Consider the following 19,898-nt stretch of genomic DNA (forward strand, 5'->3'; position numbering starts at 1 on the left):
ATGGTAAAACTTCCCTCTCCCAGTAAAGATGATATTAACGTTCCTACCCCTGAAGCCAAAAAAATCGGCACATTTGGTGGCGTTTATACGCCTTCTATCCTCACAATTTTAGGAGTAATCATGTATCTGCGTTTTGGGTGGGTGGTGGGGAACGTGGGTTTATTGGGAACATTAATCATTGTCACCCTTTCCACAGCGATTACGTTTCTCACCTCACTTTCTATTTCTGCGATCGCAACTGATCGCGTGGTGGGAGGCGGAGGCGCTTATTACATGATTAGTCGCTCTTTAGGCATCGAAAGTGGTGGCGCGGTGGGGATTCCCCTCTATTTTGCCCAAGCCTTATCTGTCGCGCTTTATACCATCGGATTTGCGGAAAGTGTGGTCAATGTCTTTCCCCAGTTAAACCAGTTATATGTGGCGTTAATTGTCACCGTATTTGTTGCCGTTATCGCCTTAACCTCTGCTGATGTGGCGATTAAGGTGCAATATGTGATTATGGGCGCGATCGCCCTGTCTCTTCTTTCTTTCTTTTTTGGGAAATCTCTCGAACCCACCGAGATTGAAATGTGGGGTGCGTCCGATCGACTCTCCGAACCCTTTTGGCAAGTGTTTGCTGTGTTTTTCCCTGCGGTAACAGGCATCATGGCTGGGGTAAATATGTCTGGAGACTTGAAAAACCCCACAAAATCCATCCCTCTTGGCACATTAGCCGCCGTTGGCACAGGTTATGTCATTTATATGATTTTACCGATGGTGATGGCAATGCGAGCGGATGCTACGACTTTGTTAGCAGAGCCTTTGATTATGAAAGAAATTGCCCTTTGGAGTCCCGCGATTTTCTTAGGAGTTTGGGGAGCAACCCTCAGCAGTGCGTTAGGGAGTATTTTAGGAGCGCCAAGAATTTTACAAGCTCTGGCTAGGGATCGGGTTTTACCCCTTTGGATGCGCTTTTTAGGGAAAGGCAGTGGCGTAAATGATGAACCCCGTGTCGGAACGGCTGTCACATTAGTAATTGTTATCGCAACGGTTTATGTGGGTGATTTAAACCTAATTGCACCCGTGCTGACTATGTTTTTCCTCACTACCTATCTGGTTTTAAATATTTCGGCGGGGATTGAGGCGTTTTTACAAAGTCCCTCCTTTCGCCCTCAGTTTAAGGTGCATTGGAGTTTTTCTCTACTCGGCGCGATCGGTTGTTTGGCAGTAATGTTTTTAATTAATGCTGTGGCGACAGTGATTGCTGCCATCATTAGTCTGAGTATCTATTTTTGGCTGCAAAGACGAGCCTTAGAAGTAACTTGGGGCGATGTGCGTCGTGGGGTGTGGATGGCGTTACTCCGTATTGGGATTTATAAACTCGATCAAAGTTATCGGGAAGAAGATGCGAAAAACTGGCGCCCTCACATTTTAGTTTTATCTGGTGCGCCCACCAAACGCTGGTCACTGATTGAACTGGCTGACGCTTTAACCCATAAACGCGGTTTAATTACAGTGGCGACGGTTCTTAAAAGTAAATCTCGTGAGTTGATTAAGCAAGGGGATAGTGAAAAACGGATTCGTAATTATTTAGAAAAAAAGGGGATTCAGGCGCTGGTAAGGATTGTGACGGCGACTGATATTTTTGCGGGTGCAGAACATTTAGTAGAAACTTACGGACTGGGATCAATTGTTCCCAATACGATTTTACTTGGGGATAGTGAATCGATCGATCGTCGTGACAGTTACTGTCAGATGATCGGACAAATCCATCAATCGAAACGGAATTTAGTCATCTTCCGAGAAAATCACGATCGAGGATTTGGGAAACGACGTAGAATTGATGTTTGGTGGGGAGGAAGTATGCAGGCTAATGGGGGTTTAATGTTATTGTTGGCGTATTTATTGCGAAGTGATTTACGTTGGCGAGAGGCAAATATTTACTTAAAATTAGTGGTGAATCATCAGAAGGCTGTACCACCAGCACGAGATAATTTAAACCGATTGTTGAGTAATCTACGAATTAGCGCTCATCCCCAGGTGATTGTTGCTGATGGTCGATCGTTCGATCGAATCTTACAACAAACCTCTCGCAATGCTGACATCATTTTCTTAGGAATGGCAGCCCCTGATCAAAACTTTACCCAATACTACGAAGCATTACAGAAAAAAGTTGCCGAATTACCCTCAACCGTGTTTGTTTTAGCCGCGCCCAATTTTTCCTTTTCAGAAGTGTTTAATGATCAATGATAAATTAAATCCTTATGCTCGATCGAGGCTTGTCAATCGGGGTGGGGGGGATATGGAGAACGAGTTTCCTTGCTTTCAGGGGCAGTTTCTAAAATTGGCAACACTTCCCATTATCTAGAAATACTTTATCAGGAAACTCGATCGAGCGCAATCCCTGAAAAAAAAATTCGCCCTTTTCTGGTTTCTCTTGATTTGTTATTTGTTATTTGTTATTTGTTATTTGGTATTGGCGAAAAAGGTATCGTGGAATGGGAATGATGCTTTATTCAACATGAGGATTCGTTTGCGTACCATATGTTCTTGATTTTAACCACTACCTTTCTCTATGGTTACTCTTCGATAACTCTTTACATCCTTATGGTCGATCGAGGCTTGTCAATACGGGTAGGGGGGATATGGAGAACGAGTTTCCTTGCTTTTAGGGGCAGTTTCTAAAATTGGCAACACTTCCCATTATCTAGAAATACTTTATCAGGAAACTCGATCGAGCGCAATCCCTGAAAAAAAAATTCGCCCTTTTCTGGCTTCTCTGGGGGATGATATTTAATTCAACTTGAAATATGCTTGCATAACATATTTTTAGAGTTTTGCCTACGGTTAGTGATTTTTTTGTCGTCAGCTTAATCTAACTTAATGTTCATTTCGACCCCTAACCAGAGAAGAGGAAATCGCAAGCAACCAACGAAACCATAGGAATTTGATAGCAATAATTTAAAAATTGGCACTACTTCCCATCATGGTACGGTTATTTTATAACGGGATACGCCATTTGGCAAGAGCAGCGTTCTCAAATGGCGAAAATTCGTTAAATGTTAAGAATGATGTAGCAAAGGAATAAATAACAATTAATCATCAAAAAAACCTAACAAAATCTCTCCCCATCTCCCCACAAATGAGTTGATTTCATTCATAATGAAACAACCCTGCCTTATAAAAAAAGGGGGGGATAATGAGATAGTGTGTAGTGCTAATTGTTCACGCATGGTATAACATCAAGTTAATTTTCGGATTCTTCAAGAGAGTTCAACTTGTTTCCGAATTAAACGCTGAACACTACCTAAAACTGGATTAAACTCATAGCCTTTTTGTTGAGGATTTTCTAAAAACGCTTGTTGTTCCTGTTCCATCATCACTACATCCTGATGGACTAAACCATCTAATAACTTTTGTGCTGAACCAAACAACATATTTTTTAAGCCACGACGAAACCAAATCGGTAATTTATGCAGCCGCCAAAACGCATTTAAGGAAGTAAAATGGATTAAATAAGCACGGGTTGACGTTTCGTTAATGGGACAAAATAAACAATAGATTTTGAAATCACTTCCTAAACTAGAAACCCAATGAGGATACAGATAACTAACGGTTAACGGTTCAGGATGTAATTGTCTTAGACTCGGAAAAAAGAGTTGAGAAATTGACCATATTTTGTCAATCTTATAGTAACTTTGTGCTTGATAATAGCCATGAACTTCCTGATCAGTTTCTTTGATATTTTCTAATTTAGCATCAGTCCAAGCCTGCCAATCTTGATGTAAATGTCCGTGATACATATCCATTAAATTCTCAATGAGATAAGAATAATGGGCTTGAGTTTCAATGACAGAAACCGTAGCAATATAATTAAGATGATCCCATTCTGGAATTTGAAAACGAGGGATATTTTGATTTTCTTCCCCTAAAAATACCCAAATAAATCCATCAGCTTCTTGTACAGGATATCGGCGTAATTGACAACGAGGAAGTTTCTGTTTTTCCGTCAAATAAGGAATCGAAATACATTTTCCCTGATCATCAAATTGCCAGCCGTGATAAGCACATTCGAGATAATTTCCCTGTACTTCACCAGCGCTAAGTTTAACAAAACGGTGAGGACAACGATCCTCTAAAGCACAAATTTTACCATCATTTTGGCGATAGAGAACGATCGATTCTTTCCACAGAGTAACAGCATGAGGTTGGGTAGTAACTTCGCAACTTCTAGCGACAACATACCAATGATTGGGGTTAATACCGATTTCTCGAACAGAGTACATAATTATTTTTGATATTTTCTCGTGATATTTTCTCGCAAGGTATAAAACATTTCCAGTATAATCTTATAGCAAAGGTTAAGATTGAGTTTTCACCGCGAAACGACGCGGAATATCAAACGTTAGGATATGAATTTCAAGAAGTCATTCTTCCTGTGAATATACAAGTTTATATTATTGGTGAAGCGAGCGATCGAGCGGGTGATTTAGAATTGGATCAGCCTAGTGAGGAAAATCAGCTTTTTCTGATTAGCTATAAATCAGAGGAAGAACTTTCCGAAGAGAAAAGAGGAGACATTAAAAAGAATAAGAAGATTGCCCAAATTTGCTTCTTTTCTGTGATCGCTTTTATCGTTTTCGCTTTGATCAACTTGTTAAATTAGTCAAGGTTGTTTGTGCTATTATAAAATGAATAAATATCTCTCTAATATTAGGTTCAGGTAATTGTTTATCATTGGTGTTGGGTTTCGCTTCTCTCCACCGAACCTACTTTGTATCTAATATTAGGTTCAGGTGATTGTTTATCATTGGTGTTGGGTTTCGCTTCTCTCCACCGAACCTACTTTGTATCTAATATTAGGTTCAGGTAATTGTTTATAATTGGTGTTGGGTTTCACTTCCCTCCACCCAACCTACTTTGTATCTATTGGCAACCAAAAGAAAACATCATTGGGGAAAATAAGAGTTGAGTTTGGCATGGGAATAAGCTGTGATCGAGTCTCAATTCTATTATCCCAGAATACCTTCCGAAAAACGAAGCAGTCGGGGTTTATTTATCGGGTTTTAGAAATTTCTCCTCAACAAATGTGGCAAGAATTACCCACTGTCATGGCGCATTTAGATGATCCCATTGGCGACGAGATGCGAGAAGATTGTTATTAAATAAAAATAGCGCGATCGCGTATTATTTGAATCGGGAAGCTGCGAACTGGAAACCAAAATTTATTACAAGCGTATGATCAACTTCTTTTATCGCCTTCGTTACAGTTAATCCCAATTCATCAAGAAATTCTACGAAACGCGACGCAATTGGAAAAGATGTTTTTGGGATAACCTGCTACACTGAGAACGGCACAATTATTTTCAAAGTTAAAGTCATTGGCAATGAGAAAACGGGCGATTTCAGATCGATCGCAAATTACGGCGCGATCGAATTTTTCTAACAAAACGCTATAGTCTTCTCGTTGACGAATCAGACGATTTTGTTTATGATCTTGCCATTTTTCCGAGACAATTGTGGTTAATAATATTCCACATTGCGTGATCGCGGCTCGTCGTTGTAACTCCCCACTGTAAAACTTGTTCCATTTCTAATCTGAGTAATTGTATCCTGTAATCGATCGCGCTGATAAACATATCTCGATCGATTCGTCTTAACCATTGAGGAGGAAACCACAAGAGATTAAACCAACTATAACAGTTTCTTTTTTCTCCTAAAACTTGATCGCGCCACACTTCCCACATTAATAATTACCATAACACTTCTCCCACACGACGACCCCATCAGAATTTTGATTAAGGGTGGGTTTCTAGTTGGGAAATGGCTTGATCTTCATTGCTGATTTGATCTCGACTCGATCGAAAACAGACTAATTCTCTTTCCTCGATTATTTCACAATTCTCAGAGAAAACAATCTCTGTTCCTGCTGTCAGACTAAGGCGATCGATTCGTCGATTCCTAGTAGTAAAACAGCGACACCCATTCCAATTTTAAGATTCCGTTTTTGTTGCTTTTTTAATGCTTCCCGTCATCGTTTAAATTTTGCCCTAATACGGTTCACTAAAATAGTTAATTCAGGTAATTGTAAACGATTCGCAACCATAAAAAAGAGAAGAAAAGCAACAGCAGAAGGAAAAATAATCTGTCCAATTTCTAGGAATAGATTGTTATAACCTAACCATTGTTCCCATAATTGATTACTCCCCCAACTTCCCACACTTGCTAAAACTGTTCCCCCGATTAAAGTTAAAAGTATTTTCCCCCAGTGTAACAAAGGTAAACCATTTAACCGACGATTTAAAACCCATAACATCACTCCCATTGAGGTAATATTAACCCCAATTGTAGAAAGAATCAAGCCAGGAGTTTGAAATAAATTAATCAATAAAAAATCTAAAATACCATTGAGAAAAATATTAAATATACTAATCCGAAATGGTGTTTCGCCGTCTCCTAAAGCGTAAAAAACTCGAACTAAAACATCCCTTCCCAAATAAAAAAACATTCCCAACCCATAAGCAACTAATACGGGCGCTACCACTTCTAATGCTGCTTGGTCAAAAGCATAACGTTGATAAATAAAGCGTACCACTGGAACCGACAAAGTAACTAAAATGGCAGTTAACGGCAACATGGTTAAAGCGCAAAGTAGTAACCCTTGACGGATTCTCTCTTTTAATTCCACCCAATTTTCTGGGGCAGCTAAACGAGAAAAAACGGGTAACATTGGCACTAAAATCATATTAGAAATAATACCTAATGGCGTTAAAGCTATAAGATTAGCATACTTCATCGCCGCCGCCGCATTATTAATATAAGAGGCAAAAAATAAGTCAGTATAAACATTAATGTGAAGCATTCCAGAGGAAAGCGTAGCCGGACCCATTACTTTTAAAACTTCCTTCACTCCAGGACGAGAAAATTGAAACCGAAGACGAAATTTTCCTAAGCCCGATCGCGCTTGAGCATATAATTGAACTAACCACTGTAAAATTGCCCCCAATAGTGTTCCTCCAGCTAACACCATTCCCCCTAATTGTGCATCTTCTGGATCAAGTAAATCTCTTCCTAAAAATAATCCTAATCCTCCCAAACCAGCAATTACAGCTAAACTAGAAAATAAGGGACTAATTCCAGGCAACCAATACTGATCTGACGCATTTAATGTTCCAAAACCAATCCCAATTAATCCTGCTAACATCGCCATAGGCGACATAATTCGTAATTGACGAATCGCAATCAAACGAACTTCTTCTCCCCCTGGCGTTGCGGTTAAACCAGGGGCAACTAAATCAATTAAAAAGGGAGCAAATATTACTAAAAAAACGGTAACTAAAAGTAAAATTCCACTAACTAAGGTCGTAATTGTTTCCACTAAAGGCGCAGCTTCTGATTTATCTCGTTTGGATAAAACACTGACTAATGCACTATGAAAGGGGCCGTTAATTCCCCCTAAAAGAATCAGTAAAAAACCTGGAATAATGTAAGCATAAGCATAAGCATTAACCACCGGACCTACTCCAAAAGCAGCCGCAATGACCTGTTCTCGAACTAAACCAAAAACTTTACTAATGAGAGTAGCGATGGCAACAATACCAGCAATATTAGCCAGGGAACGACGAGAGGCGTTTTTTTCTGACACAATAATTTCCTAAATTTTCAAAAAGTCCAGTTACAGAATATTCCCCCTTTTTAAGGGGAGTTATATCAGGTTTTTAAGCCCTCGCTTATAATTGGTGTTGGGTTTCGCGTGGAGACGTTCCATGGAACGTCTCTACCCAACCTACGTTTTTTCTTTGATTGAGCGAACTTGATATTACTCTTAGCCCCCCTTGTTAAGGGGGGTTGGGGGGATCAGATTGTAGGGTTTGCTTTGCCCACCTTACTTAATTTTTCCCAAGTGGTTATTTCTGGGAATTGGATGTTGTTTCTTTTTCTTCCTCAGTAGGCATTTCTGTTGCTGTTTCCTCTTCCGTTACAGTTTCCTCACTAGAAACTTCCTTTTCAATAACCGTTTCCTCTTCCGTAGGAGTTTCAGCTTCAGGAGTGACTTCCTCTTCGGTTTCTGGTGTTACCTCTTCAGTGGGAGTTTCCTCAGTGGGAGTGTCCTTTTCCGTAACTGTTTCCGTTTCTTCAGAAGTCGCTTCCTCTTCAGTCATCGTTTCTTCAATAGGAGTTTCGGCTTCAGGAGTGACTTCCTCTTCGGTTTCTGATGTTACTTCCTCAGTTTCAGTTACTTCTTCTTCAAGGGGAGTTTTGGTTTCAGAAGTAACTTCCTCTTCGGTTTCTGATGTTACTTCCTCAGTTTCAGTTACTTCTTCTTCAGTAGGAGTTTCGGCTTCAGGAGTGACTTCCTCTTCAGTTACAGCCTCTTCTTCGGTTTCTGGTGTTACTTCTTCGGTGGGAACTTGATAGTCTGCATCAACAATAACACGAGCCTCTTCCGCCGTTAATTCTCCTCTGACTAACTGAGAGAGAGTATCTTGTCCATCAGGTTGATAGGTAAACAGTCGCGCTGCAGTATTAAATGCGTTTTCAATGGGATTACCATCGCCATCGAGTAATTCTAATTTAATCCAGTTCTGCCCTTCTTCAAACCCTTCTAGGTAAACGGGTAGCCAGCTATCCATGATGAAACTTTCACCGTTAATGGTAGCGCGAACTCGCCAGTCTCTCTGAGACGCAGGGTTAACTTCTACCTCGGAGTTGCTTTCTTGTTCAAAGCCTCGGATAGGAGCATTGGTGAGATAATAATCTAGTAAAATGGGTTCAGCCCCATAAGTTGCTTTGGGACGGCTATAAGTTAACAGAGGGGCTTCGGAGTCAGGTGCATTGTCTCCTGTTTCTGTGAAAAGATGGAAGGTAACTACTGCATAAGCCCCTTCATTTTTAAAACTTTCGTGCCAGGGGCGAGATGCAAACATCCGAATGGTATGAGTGCCAGGAGAAAGGTCTTCAAAAATAATCGGTTCATCTGCTGTATAAGCGGCGCGATAAGGTTGGTTGTCTAAGATGACATGAAGATGGGGTCCCATTCCCAAGTCTTCGTTTTTGAAAAGGGGATAGTCTTTAACATCAACTTCAATGCTGACACGAGTATCTTCTATCACTTCCCCGTTTTTAGGGGACAAAATAGATACTTGCGGTTGATAACTGTCTAAGGTTTGTCTGAGTTCCTCGAAAATGGCAGGAGGAGGAACTTCGGTAAGGGTAAGTTTTGGTTTAGAAATATCCTCGGTTTCTTCGGGTTGTGGAGGTTCTTCTCCACCACAACTGACCAGTCCAAGGCTTAATACACAAATAAGAAGCGTGGAAAGAGCAAGTTTTGCCCCTCGTCTAATAACAGTTTGATTAAACACAATATTCTGTCCTCAGCACAATTCAGCACAATATTTTCTCTCGTTAACTGTATCAGAAACCAGTTACCAGTTAAGCAGTTACCAGTTACCAATAGTTCTCAAACTTAATTAGTAAGTAGGGTTTGCTGAAAAAGTCCACTGGTCGGTGAAGACCGTTATTCGTTATTTGTTATTTGTTATTTGTTATTTGTTCACTGGTCACTGATCACTGATCACTGATCACTGGTCACTGGTCACTGGTCACTGATCACTGGCCACTGGTCACTGATTACTGGTCACTGATTACTGGTCACTGGTCACTGGTCACTGGTCACTGATTGCTTCACCCAACCTACGTTTTAGGCGAGGTTTCCCACTTCGAGGCGTTTAAACATGGCTTTACGGGCTTTTTGTGCAAGGTTATCTTGTAGTGGTGATAATTGCACGGTTTTTTGATATTTTAGTTCTAATGCGGTTTCGATGAGCCAATCCGCGAGAAAGGGGTTTTTCGGCAGTAGGGGTCCGTGTGCATAGGTGGCGATCGCGTTTCCGTAAAATGCGCCTTCATACCCATCTTCTTGATTGTTCCCATTACCGACAATTACTCGTCCCAGAGGCTGCACGTTTCCTAAATAGGTGCGTCCGCCATGATTTTCAAAGCCGATGACGATCGGTGGTTCACCAGTTCTTGCTTGTACCATTTGCGCGAGGGGAGAGGCGGTGAGACGAAAGGCAATATTCCCAATACATCGCTGTGAGTTTTTCCCTGGATGTTTACTCACTAGATCGAAAATGCCTAGCCCTTCAATGCGTTCCCCATAAGCGGGTTCATAATAATGCCCTAATAGTTGCGGTGAACCACAGGTAAACACTCCTGGCGTTCCACTCTCGATTTTATCGCGGAAAATTTGCGCTTTTTCTCCTTTTAAGTCTCGCATTACGATCTCTTGCTGGCGATCTTGTGCGCCACCCCCCACAAAGAGATCGATGTCTTGAAAGTCTCTCGCGCTGCTGTTTAAGTCTAAACGCACGATTTTAATTTCTAATCGTCGCCAGCAACTTCTCTGTTGCAAACAGATGACGTTACCTCGATCGCCGTAGGTACTCATTAAGCTGGGATACAGCCAACCGATGGTTAGTTCCATGTTTCTACTAATGATTCAGTGCTCAGGTTAACGATAGCAGGGGCTAACACCTGTTAACCCCTACTTGACGGTTTCAGATTAACCTAAGACGTTTTTCGCAGTGGCGAGAACATTTTCAGTAGTGAAACCAAAGTTTTTCAGTGCGACACCGCCAGGGGAGGACGCACCAAATCGATCGATGCCGATCACAGCGCCTTCGCTACCCACATAACGACACCAGCCGAAAGTCGTTCCTGCTTCCACAGCAACTCGCTTGGTGACGGCTTTCGGTAACACTGACTCTTTATAGGCTTCGTCTTGAGCTTCAAACAGTTCCCAACTGGGAAGAGAAACCACGCGCACTTTTTTCCCTTCTTGACGCAGTTGTTCGGCAGCGTTGACACAAAGTTCAACTTCGCCACCTGTGCCAATCAGAATCAACTCTGGTGTTCCTTCACTGTCAGAAAGCACATAACCGCCTTTGGCTGCATTTTCAATGGAACTTCCCGCTAAGTTGGGGAGTTTTTGACGGGAGAGACAGAGGAGGGTGGGAGCGCCAGGATTGTTCGCTGCTCGTTCAACGGCGACTTTATACGCGCCAGAGGTTTCATTGCCATCGGCGGGACGGAAAACGGCTAAGTTAGGAATGGCTCGTAAGGATGCGACTTGCTCAATGGGTTGGTGGGTGGGACCATCTTCTCCGAGGGCGATCGAGTCGTGAGTCATTACCCAAATCACACCCGCGCGAGAGAGTGCGGACAGACGAAGCGCACCGCGCATATAATCGGTAAAGATCAAGAAGGTCGCGCCGTAGGGAATTAAACCAGAATTATGCAGGGCGATCGCGTTGCAAACCGCACCCATACCATGTTCCCGCACCCCAAAGCGGAAGTTACGGTTTTCGTAAGCCCCTTTTTGGAAATCCCCACTGGATTTAACATAAGTTTTGTTGGAGGGCGCAAGATCAGCAGAACCGCCAAGTAATCCAGGTAACACAGGGGAAAGGGCGTTTAAAACCGCACCCGACTGGTTACGAGTGGCATCGGCTTTGTCATCGGGGGTATATTTGGGGAGTGCGTCTTCCCAACCTGCGGGAAGTTGACCGCTAATCAGTTGCTGGAAGTTGTTTGCATCTTCGGGATATTTGCTCTTATATTGCTCAAAAACTTGATTCCATTCTTGTTCGGATTGTGCGCCGCGATCGACCGCCTTACGGAAATGATTAAGCGCATCTTCTGGCACTTCAAACTCACCGTATTCCCAACCCAACTCTTGACGGGTGGCGGAAACTTCATCTTTTCCTAACGCCGCACCGTGAACATCATGGCTATTCGCTTTATTAGGAGAACCGAAACCAATAATCGTTCTGACACCAATAATCGAAGGTTTATCGGTGACAGCTTTCGCATTGGCGATCGCTTTTTCCAGCCCTTCTAAATCGGTATTGCCATCTTCAATAAACTGAGTATGCCAACCGAGAGCTTCATAACGCTTCATCCGATCTTCAGTGAAAGCCAATTCGGTTTCGCCGTCGATGGAAATATGGTTATCATCATATAAGACGATTAACTTACCGAGTCCTAAGTGTCCCGCGAGAGAACAGGCTTCATTAGAAACCCCTTCCATTAAATCCCCATCACTAGCGATCGCATAGGTATAGTGATCAACTAAATTACAATCAGGTTTATTAAAACGAGCCGCTAAATGAGCCTCAGCAACGGCTAACCCCACAGCATTGGAAATCCCTTGTCCGAGAGGACCCGTAGTAACTTCCACCCCTTCCGTCATAAAGTTTTCGGGATGACCGGGGGTTTTCGATTCCCATTGACGAAACTGTTTAATATCATCTAAGCTAACGCTGTCGTAGCCCGTAAGATAAAGGAGAGCGTATTGAAGCATACACCCATGTCCTGCGGAGAGAACGAAGCGATCGCGGTTAAACCAGTGGGGATTTTTGGGATTAAAGCGGAGGAATTTATCCCAGAGAACAAACGCCATGGGCGCTGCTCCCATGGGTAAACCAGGGTGTCCTGAACTTGCTTTTTCCACTGCATCAATAGCAAGGAAGCGTATCGAGTTGATGCAAAGTTGTTCGAGTGATTGAGTAGTGGCGACCATAATTATTTTTTATTTATCTACGGTTAACTGAATTTTTTGGGCGCTGGGTTAAATCCAAAAACCCAGTTCAATTGGAGCAAGGCGCACAATTTCCTTCTATCTTTGCAGAAAGTGGGATTTAGAGGCAAGCTCATTTTGCCACACCTTGCTCAATTGCTCAGTGGTCTGATGAGTATTTTTTAAAGGCTAACGTAATGTTATGTCCGCCGAAGCCAAAAGAGTTGGATAAAGCACAGTTGACTGTGGTTTGACGAGCGACATTCGGCACATAGTCCAAATCGCATTCGGGATCGGGGTTTTCTAGATTAATCGTGGGAGGGACTTGATCTTGTGCGATCGCCATCATCGTTGCGACCGCTTCAATGCCACCTGATCCCCCTAATAAATGCCCTGTCATGGATTTTGTGGAACTAATCGCCACTTGATAAGCAGACTTTCCTAATGCCTTTTTAATCGCTTTGGTTTCGGTGACATCATTGGCGGCGGTACTTGTGCCATGGGCATTAATATAGCTCACCGCTTCTGGGGAAAGATTACCATCTTTGAGGGCAAGAGCGATCGCGCTGGCGGCGCCTGTTCCTTCTGGGGTGGGGGAAGTCATGTGATAAGCATCACAAGTCATACCATAACCGACGATTTCCCCGTAGATTTTCGCCCCACGCTCGATCGCGTGTTCTAAAGATTCCAGAACCAGAATCCCTGATCCTTCGCCAATAATAAATCCGTTTCGATCGCGATCGAAGGGACGACAAGCGTGTTCCGGGTCATCATTACGGGTAGAGAGAGCTTTGGCTGCAGCGAACCCAGCAACGGTCAAGGGAGTAATCGCTGCTTCAGCACCGCCACAAATCATCGCTTCTGCGTCTCCGCGTTGAATAATCCGAAACGCATCCCCAACCGCATTAGAACCAGCCGCACAAGCCGTTACTGGGCAGGAATTCGGACCTTTTGCCCCCACCTGAATCGCGGTTAAACCCGCCGCCATATTAGCGATCATCATCGGGACCATAAACGGACTACAACGACCCGGACCGCGATTGAGATAAGTTTCCTGTTGGTCTTCTAGGACTTTAATCCCACCGATTCCCGTACCAATCATTACCCCAACTCGATCGGCATTCAACTCATTAATCTCTAATTGAGCATCATTGAGCGCTTGTAAACTTGCCGCCAGCGCAAACTGAGCAAACCGATCCATGCGTTTGGCTTGCTTTCGTTCTAGATATTGATGGGGATCAAACCCTTTCACCTCGCCAGCGATTTGACTCCCATGCTGACTGGGATCAAAGTGAGTTATTTGATTGATCCCATTTTTTCCCGCTAACAGCGCCTCCCAGTACGCTTCTAGGGTATTTCCGACGGGAGCAACGACACCCAGCCCCGTCACGACTACTCGTTGATTTTGCGAATTTGCCATAGTTTTCGATATGTTTTTTGGGGATGACAGAGTTATGCACTCAGAAACCTAAGAAGAAGGTGTTGCCGCTTTTTCTTCAATATATTCCACTGCTGCTTGGACGGTGGCGATTTTCTCCGCCGCTTCATCGGGAATTTCTACATCAAACTCTTCTTCTAACGCCATCACTAATTCCACCACATCGAGGGAATCAGCCCCTAAATCTTCAGCAAACTTAGATTCTGGCTTGATGGTCTCTTGGTCTTGAATTTCCAGTTGTTGCGCGACAATACTTTTAACTTTATTAAAGGTTTCTTGATTCATTGTTGTTTTTTTCCTTTACACGATAGTCAGATGACCGTTCTTAGCATTCTATATCTTATCGGAAAGAGGCAAGAGAAGAAAATTCCTGTTGATAAAGTTACTTGGGGCTTGCTGTTGGGAAACTGAAAGTTTTACCAAATAAGGATTTGAGGCGATTAAGATCTGAGTAAAAATGCAAGTTCATTGATTGTTCAATCGTCACGCACCTTGCCTCTTGCCTTTTGCCTCTTGCCTCTTGCCTCTTGCCTCTTGCCTCTTGCCTCTTGCCTCTTGCTGATTGGTGTTGGGTTTCGTAAACTTCACCCAACCTACTTGCTTTTGCCTCTTGCCTCTTGCCTCTTGCCTCTTGCCTTACTCAACCAACCAATGGACTTTTTCAGTAACCCCTACTTGTTTTTGGGTTGTGCTAGTTTTCAGGCTGTAATGTGCCTTACACAATCTCCAAGCCTAACTTTGTTAGCGTAGAGCTAACTGTTGTCATTGGAAACGATCGCAATTCTTAAGAAAATCTAAAAAAATAGGCTACTATAGAAAAATAGTGTGCCAGTGGAGGACAAAAGTGTTTACACGACTAGCTCACCAACACCGCCAATTTGTTCAAGATTTGGTGATGAATCTCAAAGCCCTTGCTATTGTTTTGGAAAAACGGGGGTATCTTGCCTCCTGCTACACCTGTGGTCAGGAAATGAATAGCGCTTCTTTTATGGTTAGCTTGGGAGATAATCACTTGATTCGCTTTCTCGTGTCCGATTATGGAATTACTTGGACTGAACTTTGCGACGATCGAGAATTGATGAAATTAGAAGGCGCAGAGGCAATTAATCAATTACAAGAGTTGGCGAATTTAGTGAAAACACAAGTTTGTTCCACCGACATTGAGCCTCAGTCTCAGTCTTCTGAAGACTATTTTCTCATCGGTTAATCATCATCGGTGGCTGCGTGGTCTGTTGTCTGAGACACTGGAAAAGAAGATCGTTGGTTAAACGTTTAATCATGGATATGGATCAAGAACAATTAATGAATATTATTCCAGTGGCGATCGCAGCCCTCGTGGGAATTGGGGCATTTTTGATGATGTTCACCACCGTTTTTACCACCCGACGGTAAATCAGTTTTGGGGTGAGAAAGTCCCTCAGATGGTGATAGTCTTAAGACGATTACCATTGGTAACAGTGACCAAAGAACAGGTAACGGTTCTCTCGGTCGCTGGTGACGGTGGCTGATGAAATGAAAAGCATATAATTCGCAGTGCGTTCGAGTAAACAACGTGGACTTAGAACAAATTTTTCAAACCCCCCATCCTGTAATCGGTGTTGTTCACCTGCTACCCCTTCCTTCTTCTCCTCGTTGGGGTGGCAACTTAAAAACCGTCCGAGAACGAGCCGAACAAGAAGCCACCGCTCTCGCCGCCGGTGGTGTTGACGGTATTATTATTGAGAACTTTTTTGATGCCCCTTTTCCGAAAAATCAGGTTGATCCCGCAGTCGTTAGTGCCATGAGTCTGATTGTGCAACGGGTGATGAATTTGGTTATGTTGCCGATCGGGATTAATGTGTTACGAAATGATGCGAAAAGCGCGATCGCGATCGCGTCTTGTGTCAATGCTCAATTTATTCGGGTGAATGTTCTCAATGGCATCATGGCAACGGATCAAGGATTGATTGAAGGACAAGCTCACGAATTAATGCGCTATCGTCGGGAATTGGGAGCAGACGTGAGTATTTTAGCGGATGTGTGTGTCAAACACGCTTATCCGTTGGGAAATCCACCCTTAGCAACGGCGGTACAAGAAACCGTAGAACGCGGTTTAGCCGATGGGATCATTATTTCTGGTGGTACAACCGGCGTTCCTCCGCAACTAGAAGATTTAGAAACCGCAGCCGCCGCCGGGGGAAAACCCATTTTTATTGGTAGTGGCGCAACTTGGGATAATATTCCTCAGCTTTTAAAAGCCGCCGATGGCGCGATCGTCGCCAGTTCTCTCAAACGGAATGGGGATGTGAAAAATCCCATTGATCCGATTCGAGTCAGTCAGTTTGTGGAAGCGGTACGAGAAACCGAAAATCGTCTAGAAGAGAAGTTTCCGTTTTCTGCTAAAGCATGACTGCTAGGATTAAATTGTTCTCATTTGATTTCGTAATTTGTGAGAGGAAATAACTGATGACTAGACGACGTTCAACCCCTTGGCTTTATCGGTGGTCTCGTCCCATAATCGGCGCGATCGGGCTTTTGGGAGCAATTCTCACCGCTTACCTCACCGTGCAAAAACTCACGGGTCAAACGGTGGGTTGTGTCGCAGGAGCCGCCGAAAGCGGTAGTTGTAGCAATGTTTTAAATAGTCCTTATGCCACTGTTTTTGGACTTCCCTTAAGTTTATTTGGATTTTTAGCTTATAGCGCGATCGTACTGTTTTCTCTGGGTCCATTATTAATCAATCCCGATCGAAATAAAAGCCTTCGTAAAAACCTAGAAAACCAAACTTGGTTATTATTATTAGTCGGTAGTACCGCAATGACCGTTTTTAGCGGTTATCTAATGTATATTTTATCCTTTCAACTACAAACCTTTTGTCCTTATTGTATTGGATCAGCATTTTTCTCCTTAAGTTTATTATCACTTACCTTACTAGGAAAAGATTGGGAAGACTTAGGACAAATCTTCTTTACAGGAATTGTCGTCGGAATGATTACCTTAGTCGGAACATTAGGAGTTTATTCTAATATTAATAACAGTACAGTTTCCGCAGAAGAATCCAACATTATTCCCGTTGCTGAAACAGCGCCTGAACCGCCAAAAGGATGGGACATCACAACGAAATCAGGAGAAGCAGAAATCGCCCTCGCCGAACATTTAACAGCAATTGGGGCAAAAAAATATGGTGCATTTTGGTGTCCCCATTGTCACGAACAAAAACAACTATTTGGGAAAACAGCCTTCGATAAAATCAACTATATTGAATGTGATCCCAGAGGAATTGATCCGAAACCAGAAACTTGTCAACAAGCGGGAGTACGATCTTATCCCAGTTGGGAAATCAATGGCGAAATGTATCGCGGAACCCAACCCTTAGAGCGTTTAGCCGAGATTTCCAATTATGAAGGTTCAACTAACTTTAAATACCAACTCCCCTAACCGTAGGTTGGGTGAAACCCAACAGATGTAGGTTGGGTGAAACCCAACAGATGTAGGCTGGGTGAAACCCAACAGATGTAGGTTGGGTGAAACCCAACAGATGTAGGTTGAGTGAAACCCAACAGATGTAGATTGGGTGAAACCCAACAGATGTAGGTTGGGTGAAACCCAACAGATGTAGGCTCTTGTGAAGCGTAAGCGCAACCCAACACATCGAAGGGGGGCTGATGCTTCTAACAAGTCATCTGAGATTGCTATATGATTGATCATCTTATTAAAAACCTGTAAAAAATGTTAGTACCAGCAGAAAAATCAGTGAAATTACAACTCGAAAAGCGTTTAGAAGAAGAACGTCTCAAAGAAGAAAAAATGCACGACGTTCTTCTTTTATTAAGTGACCTCGTAGAAAGAGAAGAAGCCACCGTCAAAAAAGTTTTAGATGGTTTGTATGATGTTGGCTCAATTAATATTATCAATAAAAAAGTCGGATTTACGCCCATGAACCGAACCTTAAAACTAATTGCGCGGTTATCCAAACCTGCATTTAGAGCCGTCGCTTGGCGCTGGTTCAAAAGAAATAGCCCGCAACTCATTACAAATTGGTTGCGGACAAAAGTCTCCTTTTAGAAAGCATAAATTGAACCTCTCTCATTGATGGAAGTATTCTCAGAACAAAAGAGAAAAACCTGATTCAGTTTGGCGAATTAGATTTTATTAGTTATTTAGATTAAGTCTGACTCAGTTAAATTTGCTTGTTTCATAACACTTTTTAAGAGTCCAATTTTTACATCTTGATTACCATGAATCGGGATAGAGATACTCATATTATCTTTTTGATAACGATGATGACTCCCTTTTATTCTGACTAATTTCCAACCATTTCTTTCTAATATCTGTCCTAACTTCTTTCCTGATATTGATTTCATAAATTCAATTCAACTACCTGATCAGAGGGATGAAGATTCTCTGGTTCATCTTCTGCATACAAGCTGATTACTTCTTTGAGATTTTCTAAAATTTCCTCGATCGTTTCTCCCTGGGTATAGCATCCCTGAAAAATTGGCACTTCTGCCCAATATCCACCTTCTTCGGCTGCGTGAATTATTGCTTTGATTTTCATTGTTATTTCTAATTTTATTGATGACTAGCAATGTTTATTTTAGGGGTTGCTGAAAAAGTCCATTGGTTGGTTGAGTAAGGCAAAAGGCTTGCATGCAAAAGGCAAGAGGGTTGATTGATCGGTAGGAGTTTAAGGTTTTGATGCAAGATGCGTGACGATTGAACAATCAATGAACTTGCATTTTTACCTGAACTTAATCGCCTCAAATCCTTATTTGGTAAAACTTTCAGTTTTATTCAGCAAGCCCTATTTTAACCAATCTATCGATCGCGCTTTATTGCTGCAAACCTGCATTTAGAGCCGTCGCTTGGCGCTGGTTCAAAAGAAATAGTCCGCAACTCATTACAGACTGGTTGCGGACAAAAGTCTCCTTTTAGAAACAAAAAAACCTTAATCTTCCACCTTCATTTTCTCCACTAACGCCAACAATTCCTCTCGACTCGCTTGATAAACTTGACCGCAGAAGTGACAAGTAGCTTCCGCGCCTTCATCCTTCTCGATCATATCTTCCAACTCCGCCACTCCCAAGAGTTTCAGCGCTCGCATCATCCGCTCAAAGGTACAACCGCAATGGAAACGGAGCATCTGAACATCAGGGAAAATGTATAGCCCCATATCTCCCAGTAACTCCTCAAAAATTGACGATAACGTCTTTCCTTGTCGCATCAAAGGAGTAAACCCTGATAACCCACTCACTCTCGACTCCAAAGTTTGCACTAATTCATCATCATGGGAAACCTGCGGTAACACCTGTAGTAAAATACCACCAGAAGCAGTGACCCCTTCTGCTCCCACAAACACACCCACTAATAAAGCCGAGGGAGTTTGTTCGGAAGTAACCAAATAATTCGCCACATCATCGCCAATTTCCCCAGAAACTAACTCAACCGTGCTGGAATAGGGATAACCATAACCGACATCTCGAATAATATAGAGATAGCCATCATTTCCTACTGCACCACCAACATCCAGTTTTCCCTTCTCATTGGGTGGTAACTCTACCGCAGGATTTTGCACATAACCGCGCACTGTGCCATCAACTCCCGCATCTACTAAAAGTCCGCCGAGAGGGCCATTACTTTTAATCCGAAGATTGACACGAGATTGTTCCTGTTTCATATTAGACGCTAATAATAAACTAGAGGACATTGCTCGTCCTAACGCTGCGGTGGCGACATAAGAGAGGTTGTGTCGTTGTCTTGCTTCTTCTGTCAACCGTGTGGAAATTACCCCAACGGCGCGAATACCTCCCTCTGCTGCTGTCGCTCGAATTAACTGATCCGCCATGAGAACCCCTTACATTTCTTTACATTTGCTACTTTCTCTATGGTATTCGCTATTTTCTATTGGGGGATGAATTAACC

22 protein-coding genes are annotated in these 19,898 nt (G+C 42.8%); 10 read left to right on the forward strand and 12 right to left on the reverse strand.

The genetic code is table 11. The features are described 5' to 3' along the window. The 3 genes from DACSA_RS08270 (at window position 1) to DACSA_RS22500 (ending at window position 2,776) form a co-directional block, all read left to right on the forward strand. The gene (locus DACSA_RS08270; RefSeq protein WP_015229317.1) at window positions 1-2,229 is read left to right on the forward strand and encodes an APC family permease; all 2,229 of its coding nucleotides are present in this window, start codon (window positions 1-3) and stop codon (window positions 2,227-2,229) included. A gap of 69 nt (window positions 2,230-2,298) precedes the next feature. Next, window positions 2,299-2,487: a hypothetical protein gene (locus tag DACSA_RS08275; RefSeq protein WP_041235393.1), complete on the forward strand. Its 189-nt coding sequence runs from the start codon at window positions 2,299-2,301 to the stop codon at window positions 2,485-2,487. A gap of 154 nt (window positions 2,488-2,641) precedes the next feature. Continuing rightward, entirely contained in the window at window positions 2,642-2,776 is a 135-nt protein-coding gene (locus DACSA_RS22500) for a hypothetical protein (RefSeq protein WP_269544726.1), read from the forward strand. A gap of 466 nt (window positions 2,777-3,242) precedes the next feature. On the opposite strand, the gene DACSA_RS08280 is transcribed toward DACSA_RS22500, so the two are convergent. Next, the gene (locus DACSA_RS08280; protein WP_015229318.1) at window positions 3,243-4,265 is read right to left on the reverse strand and encodes an aromatic ring-hydroxylating dioxygenase subunit alpha; all 1,023 of its coding nucleotides are present in this window, start codon (window positions 4,263-4,265) and stop codon (window positions 3,243-3,245) included. 8 nt (window positions 4,266-4,273) lie between these two features. Between DACSA_RS08280 and DACSA_RS08285 the strand changes: the two genes are divergently transcribed. Both DACSA_RS08285 and DACSA_RS08290 read left to right on the forward strand, forming a co-directional pair. Beyond that, window positions 4,274-4,645: a GIDE domain-containing protein gene (locus DACSA_RS08285; protein WP_041235394.1), complete on the forward strand. Its 372-nt coding sequence runs from the start codon at window positions 4,274-4,276 to the stop codon at window positions 4,643-4,645. Window positions 4,646-4,958: 313 nt separating this feature from the next. Then, window positions 4,959-5,144: a hypothetical protein gene (locus DACSA_RS08290; RefSeq protein WP_041235395.1), complete on the forward strand. Its 186-nt coding sequence runs from the start codon at window positions 4,959-4,961 to the stop codon at window positions 5,142-5,144. 119 nt (window positions 5,145-5,263) lie between these two features. On the opposite strand, the gene DACSA_RS20500 is transcribed toward DACSA_RS08290, so the two are convergent. From DACSA_RS20500 to acpP, 8 genes are all read right to left on the reverse strand, one after another. Beyond that, entirely contained in the window at window positions 5,264-5,428 is a 165-nt protein-coding gene (locus DACSA_RS20500) for a hypothetical protein (RefSeq protein ID WP_198007661.1), read from the reverse strand. Between the two features lie 40 nt (window positions 5,429-5,468). Further along, a complete protein-coding gene (locus DACSA_RS08295; RefSeq protein ID WP_015229319.1) occupies window positions 5,469-5,726 on the reverse strand; it encodes a hypothetical protein in 258 nt (85 codons plus the stop codon). A gap of 284 nt (window positions 5,727-6,010) precedes the next feature. After that, complete coding sequence (murJ, locus tag DACSA_RS08300; protein ID WP_015229320.1) at window positions 6,011-7,624, reverse strand: murein biosynthesis integral membrane protein MurJ; 1,614 nt, start codon at window positions 7,622-7,624, stop codon at window positions 6,011-6,013. Between the two features lie 262 nt (window positions 7,625-7,886). Continuing rightward, window positions 7,887-9,341, reverse strand: coding sequence for a DUF6130 family protein (locus tag DACSA_RS08305; RefSeq protein WP_015229321.1), 1,455 nt, complete (start codon window positions 9,339-9,341; stop codon window positions 7,887-7,889). A gap of 338 nt (window positions 9,342-9,679) precedes the next feature. Next, window positions 9,680-10,465, reverse strand: coding sequence for a type 1 glutamine amidotransferase (locus DACSA_RS08310; protein ID WP_015229322.1), 786 nt, complete (start codon window positions 10,463-10,465; stop codon window positions 9,680-9,682). Between the two features lie 78 nt (window positions 10,466-10,543). Next, window positions 10,544-12,562, reverse strand: a complete 2,019-nt coding sequence (gene tkt, locus DACSA_RS08315) for a transketolase (RefSeq protein ID WP_015229323.1) — start codon at window positions 12,560-12,562, stop codon at window positions 10,544-10,546. Window positions 12,563-12,719: 157 nt separating this feature from the next. Beyond that, window positions 12,720-13,979, reverse strand: coding sequence for a beta-ketoacyl-ACP synthase II (fabF, locus tag DACSA_RS08320; protein ID WP_015229324.1), 1,260 nt, complete (start codon window positions 13,977-13,979; stop codon window positions 12,720-12,722). Between the two features lie 48 nt (window positions 13,980-14,027). Beyond that, entirely contained in the window at window positions 14,028-14,282 is a 255-nt protein-coding gene (gene acpP, locus DACSA_RS08325; RefSeq protein WP_015229325.1) for an acyl carrier protein, read from the reverse strand. A 559-nt stretch (window positions 14,283-14,841) separates the two neighbouring features. Here acpP and DACSA_RS08330 point away from each other — a divergent pair. The 5 genes from DACSA_RS08330 to DACSA_RS08345 all read left to right on the forward strand — a co-directional run bounded on the left by DACSA_RS08330 (window position 14,842) and on the right by DACSA_RS08345 (window position 18,041). After that, window positions 14,842-15,204, forward strand: coding sequence for a DUF1815 family protein (locus tag DACSA_RS08330; protein ID WP_015229326.1), 363 nt, complete (start codon window positions 14,842-14,844; stop codon window positions 15,202-15,204). A gap of 53 nt (window positions 15,205-15,257) precedes the next feature. After that, a complete protein-coding gene (locus tag DACSA_RS22505; protein ID WP_269544728.1) occupies window positions 15,258-15,389 on the forward strand; it encodes a hypothetical protein in 132 nt (43 codons plus the stop codon). A gap of 160 nt (window positions 15,390-15,549) precedes the next feature. Beyond that, a complete protein-coding gene (gene btpA / locus DACSA_RS08335; protein ID WP_015229328.1) occupies window positions 15,550-16,386 on the forward strand; it encodes a photosystem I biogenesis protein BtpA in 837 nt (278 codons plus the stop codon). Window positions 16,387-16,442: 56 nt separating this feature from the next. Further along, the gene (locus DACSA_RS08340; protein ID WP_015229329.1) at window positions 16,443-17,414 is read left to right on the forward strand and encodes a vitamin K epoxide reductase family protein; all 972 of its coding nucleotides are present in this window, start codon (window positions 16,443-16,445) and stop codon (window positions 17,412-17,414) included. 291 nt (window positions 17,415-17,705) lie between these two features. Then, a complete protein-coding gene (locus DACSA_RS08345; RefSeq protein WP_015229330.1) occupies window positions 17,706-18,041 on the forward strand; it encodes a hypothetical protein in 336 nt (111 codons plus the stop codon). A 95-nt stretch (window positions 18,042-18,136) separates the two neighbouring features. Here the strand turns inward: DACSA_RS08345 and DACSA_RS08350 are convergent, their stop codons facing one another. The 3 genes from DACSA_RS08350 to hslO all read right to left on the reverse strand — a co-directional run bounded on the left by DACSA_RS08350 (window position 18,137) and on the right by hslO (window position 19,821). Next, window positions 18,137-18,340, reverse strand: a complete 204-nt coding sequence (locus DACSA_RS08350) for a type II toxin-antitoxin system HicA family toxin (RefSeq protein ID WP_015229331.1) — start codon at window positions 18,338-18,340, stop codon at window positions 18,137-18,139. Then, window positions 18,337-18,534 (reverse strand): type II toxin-antitoxin system HicB family antitoxin, encoded by a 198-nt coding sequence (locus DACSA_RS08355; protein ID WP_015229332.1) that lies wholly within the window; start codon window positions 18,532-18,534, stop codon window positions 18,337-18,339. The genes DACSA_RS08350 and DACSA_RS08355 overlap by 4 nt, the downstream gene beginning before the upstream one ends. A 390-nt stretch (window positions 18,535-18,924) precedes the next feature. Further along, on the reverse strand, window positions 18,925-19,821 hold the full coding sequence (gene hslO / locus DACSA_RS08360) for an Hsp33 family molecular chaperone HslO (protein WP_015229333.1): 897 nt from the start codon (window positions 19,819-19,821) through the stop codon (window positions 18,925-18,927). Window positions 19,822-19,898: the final 77 nt, after the last annotated feature.

The organism is Dactylococcopsis salina PCC 8305, from assembly GCF_000317615.1.
GTDB lineage: Bacteria > Cyanobacteriota > Cyanobacteriia > Cyanobacteriales > Rubidibacteraceae > Halothece > Halothece salina.

Excerpts from the sequence above, each read along its gene's own strand:
- DACSA_RS08270 (WP_015229317.1), top strand. The coding sequence starts at position 1 with ATGGTAAAACTTCCCTCTCCCAGTAAAGATGATATTAACGTTCCTACC.
- DACSA_RS08280 (WP_015229318.1), bottom strand. The coding sequence starts at position 4,265 with ATGTACTCTGTTCGAGAAATCGGTATTAACCCCAATCATTGGTATGTT.
- DACSA_RS08290 (WP_041235395.1), top strand. The coding sequence starts at position 4,959 with ATGGGAATAAGCTGTGATCGAGTCTCAATTCTATTATCCCAGAATACC.
- DACSA_RS08295 (WP_015229319.1), bottom strand. The coding sequence starts at position 5,726 with ATGTGGGAAGTGTGGCGCGATCAAGTTTTAGGAGAAAAAAGAAACTGT.
- DACSA_RS08310 (WP_015229322.1), bottom strand. The coding sequence starts at position 10,465 with ATGGAACTAACCATCGGTTGGCTGTATCCCAGCTTAATGAGTACCTAC.
- tkt (WP_015229323.1), bottom strand. The coding sequence starts at position 12,562 with ATGGTCGCCACTACTCAATCACTCGAACAACTTTGCATCAACTCGATA.
- fabF (WP_015229324.1), bottom strand. The coding sequence starts at position 13,979 with ATGGCAAATTCGCAAAATCAACGAGTAGTCGTGACGGGGCTGGGTGTC.
- acpP (WP_015229325.1), bottom strand. The coding sequence starts at position 14,282 with ATGAATCAAGAAACCTTTAATAAAGTTAAAAGTATTGTCGCGCAACAA.
- DACSA_RS08340 (WP_015229329.1), top strand. The coding sequence starts at position 16,443 with ATGACTAGACGACGTTCAACCCCTTGGCTTTATCGGTGGTCTCGTCCC.
- DACSA_RS08345 (WP_015229330.1), top strand. The coding sequence starts at position 17,706 with ATGTTAGTACCAGCAGAAAAATCAGTGAAATTACAACTCGAAAAGCGT.
- DACSA_RS08350 (WP_015229331.1), bottom strand. The coding sequence starts at position 18,340 with ATGAAATCAATATCAGGAAAGAAGTTAGGACAGATATTAGAAAGAAAT.
- DACSA_RS08355 (WP_015229332.1), bottom strand. The coding sequence starts at position 18,534 with ATGAAAATCAAAGCAATAATTCACGCAGCCGAAGAAGGTGGATATTGG.
- hslO (WP_015229333.1), bottom strand. The coding sequence starts at position 19,821 with ATGGCGGATCAGTTAATTCGAGCGACAGCAGCAGAGGGAGGTATTCGC.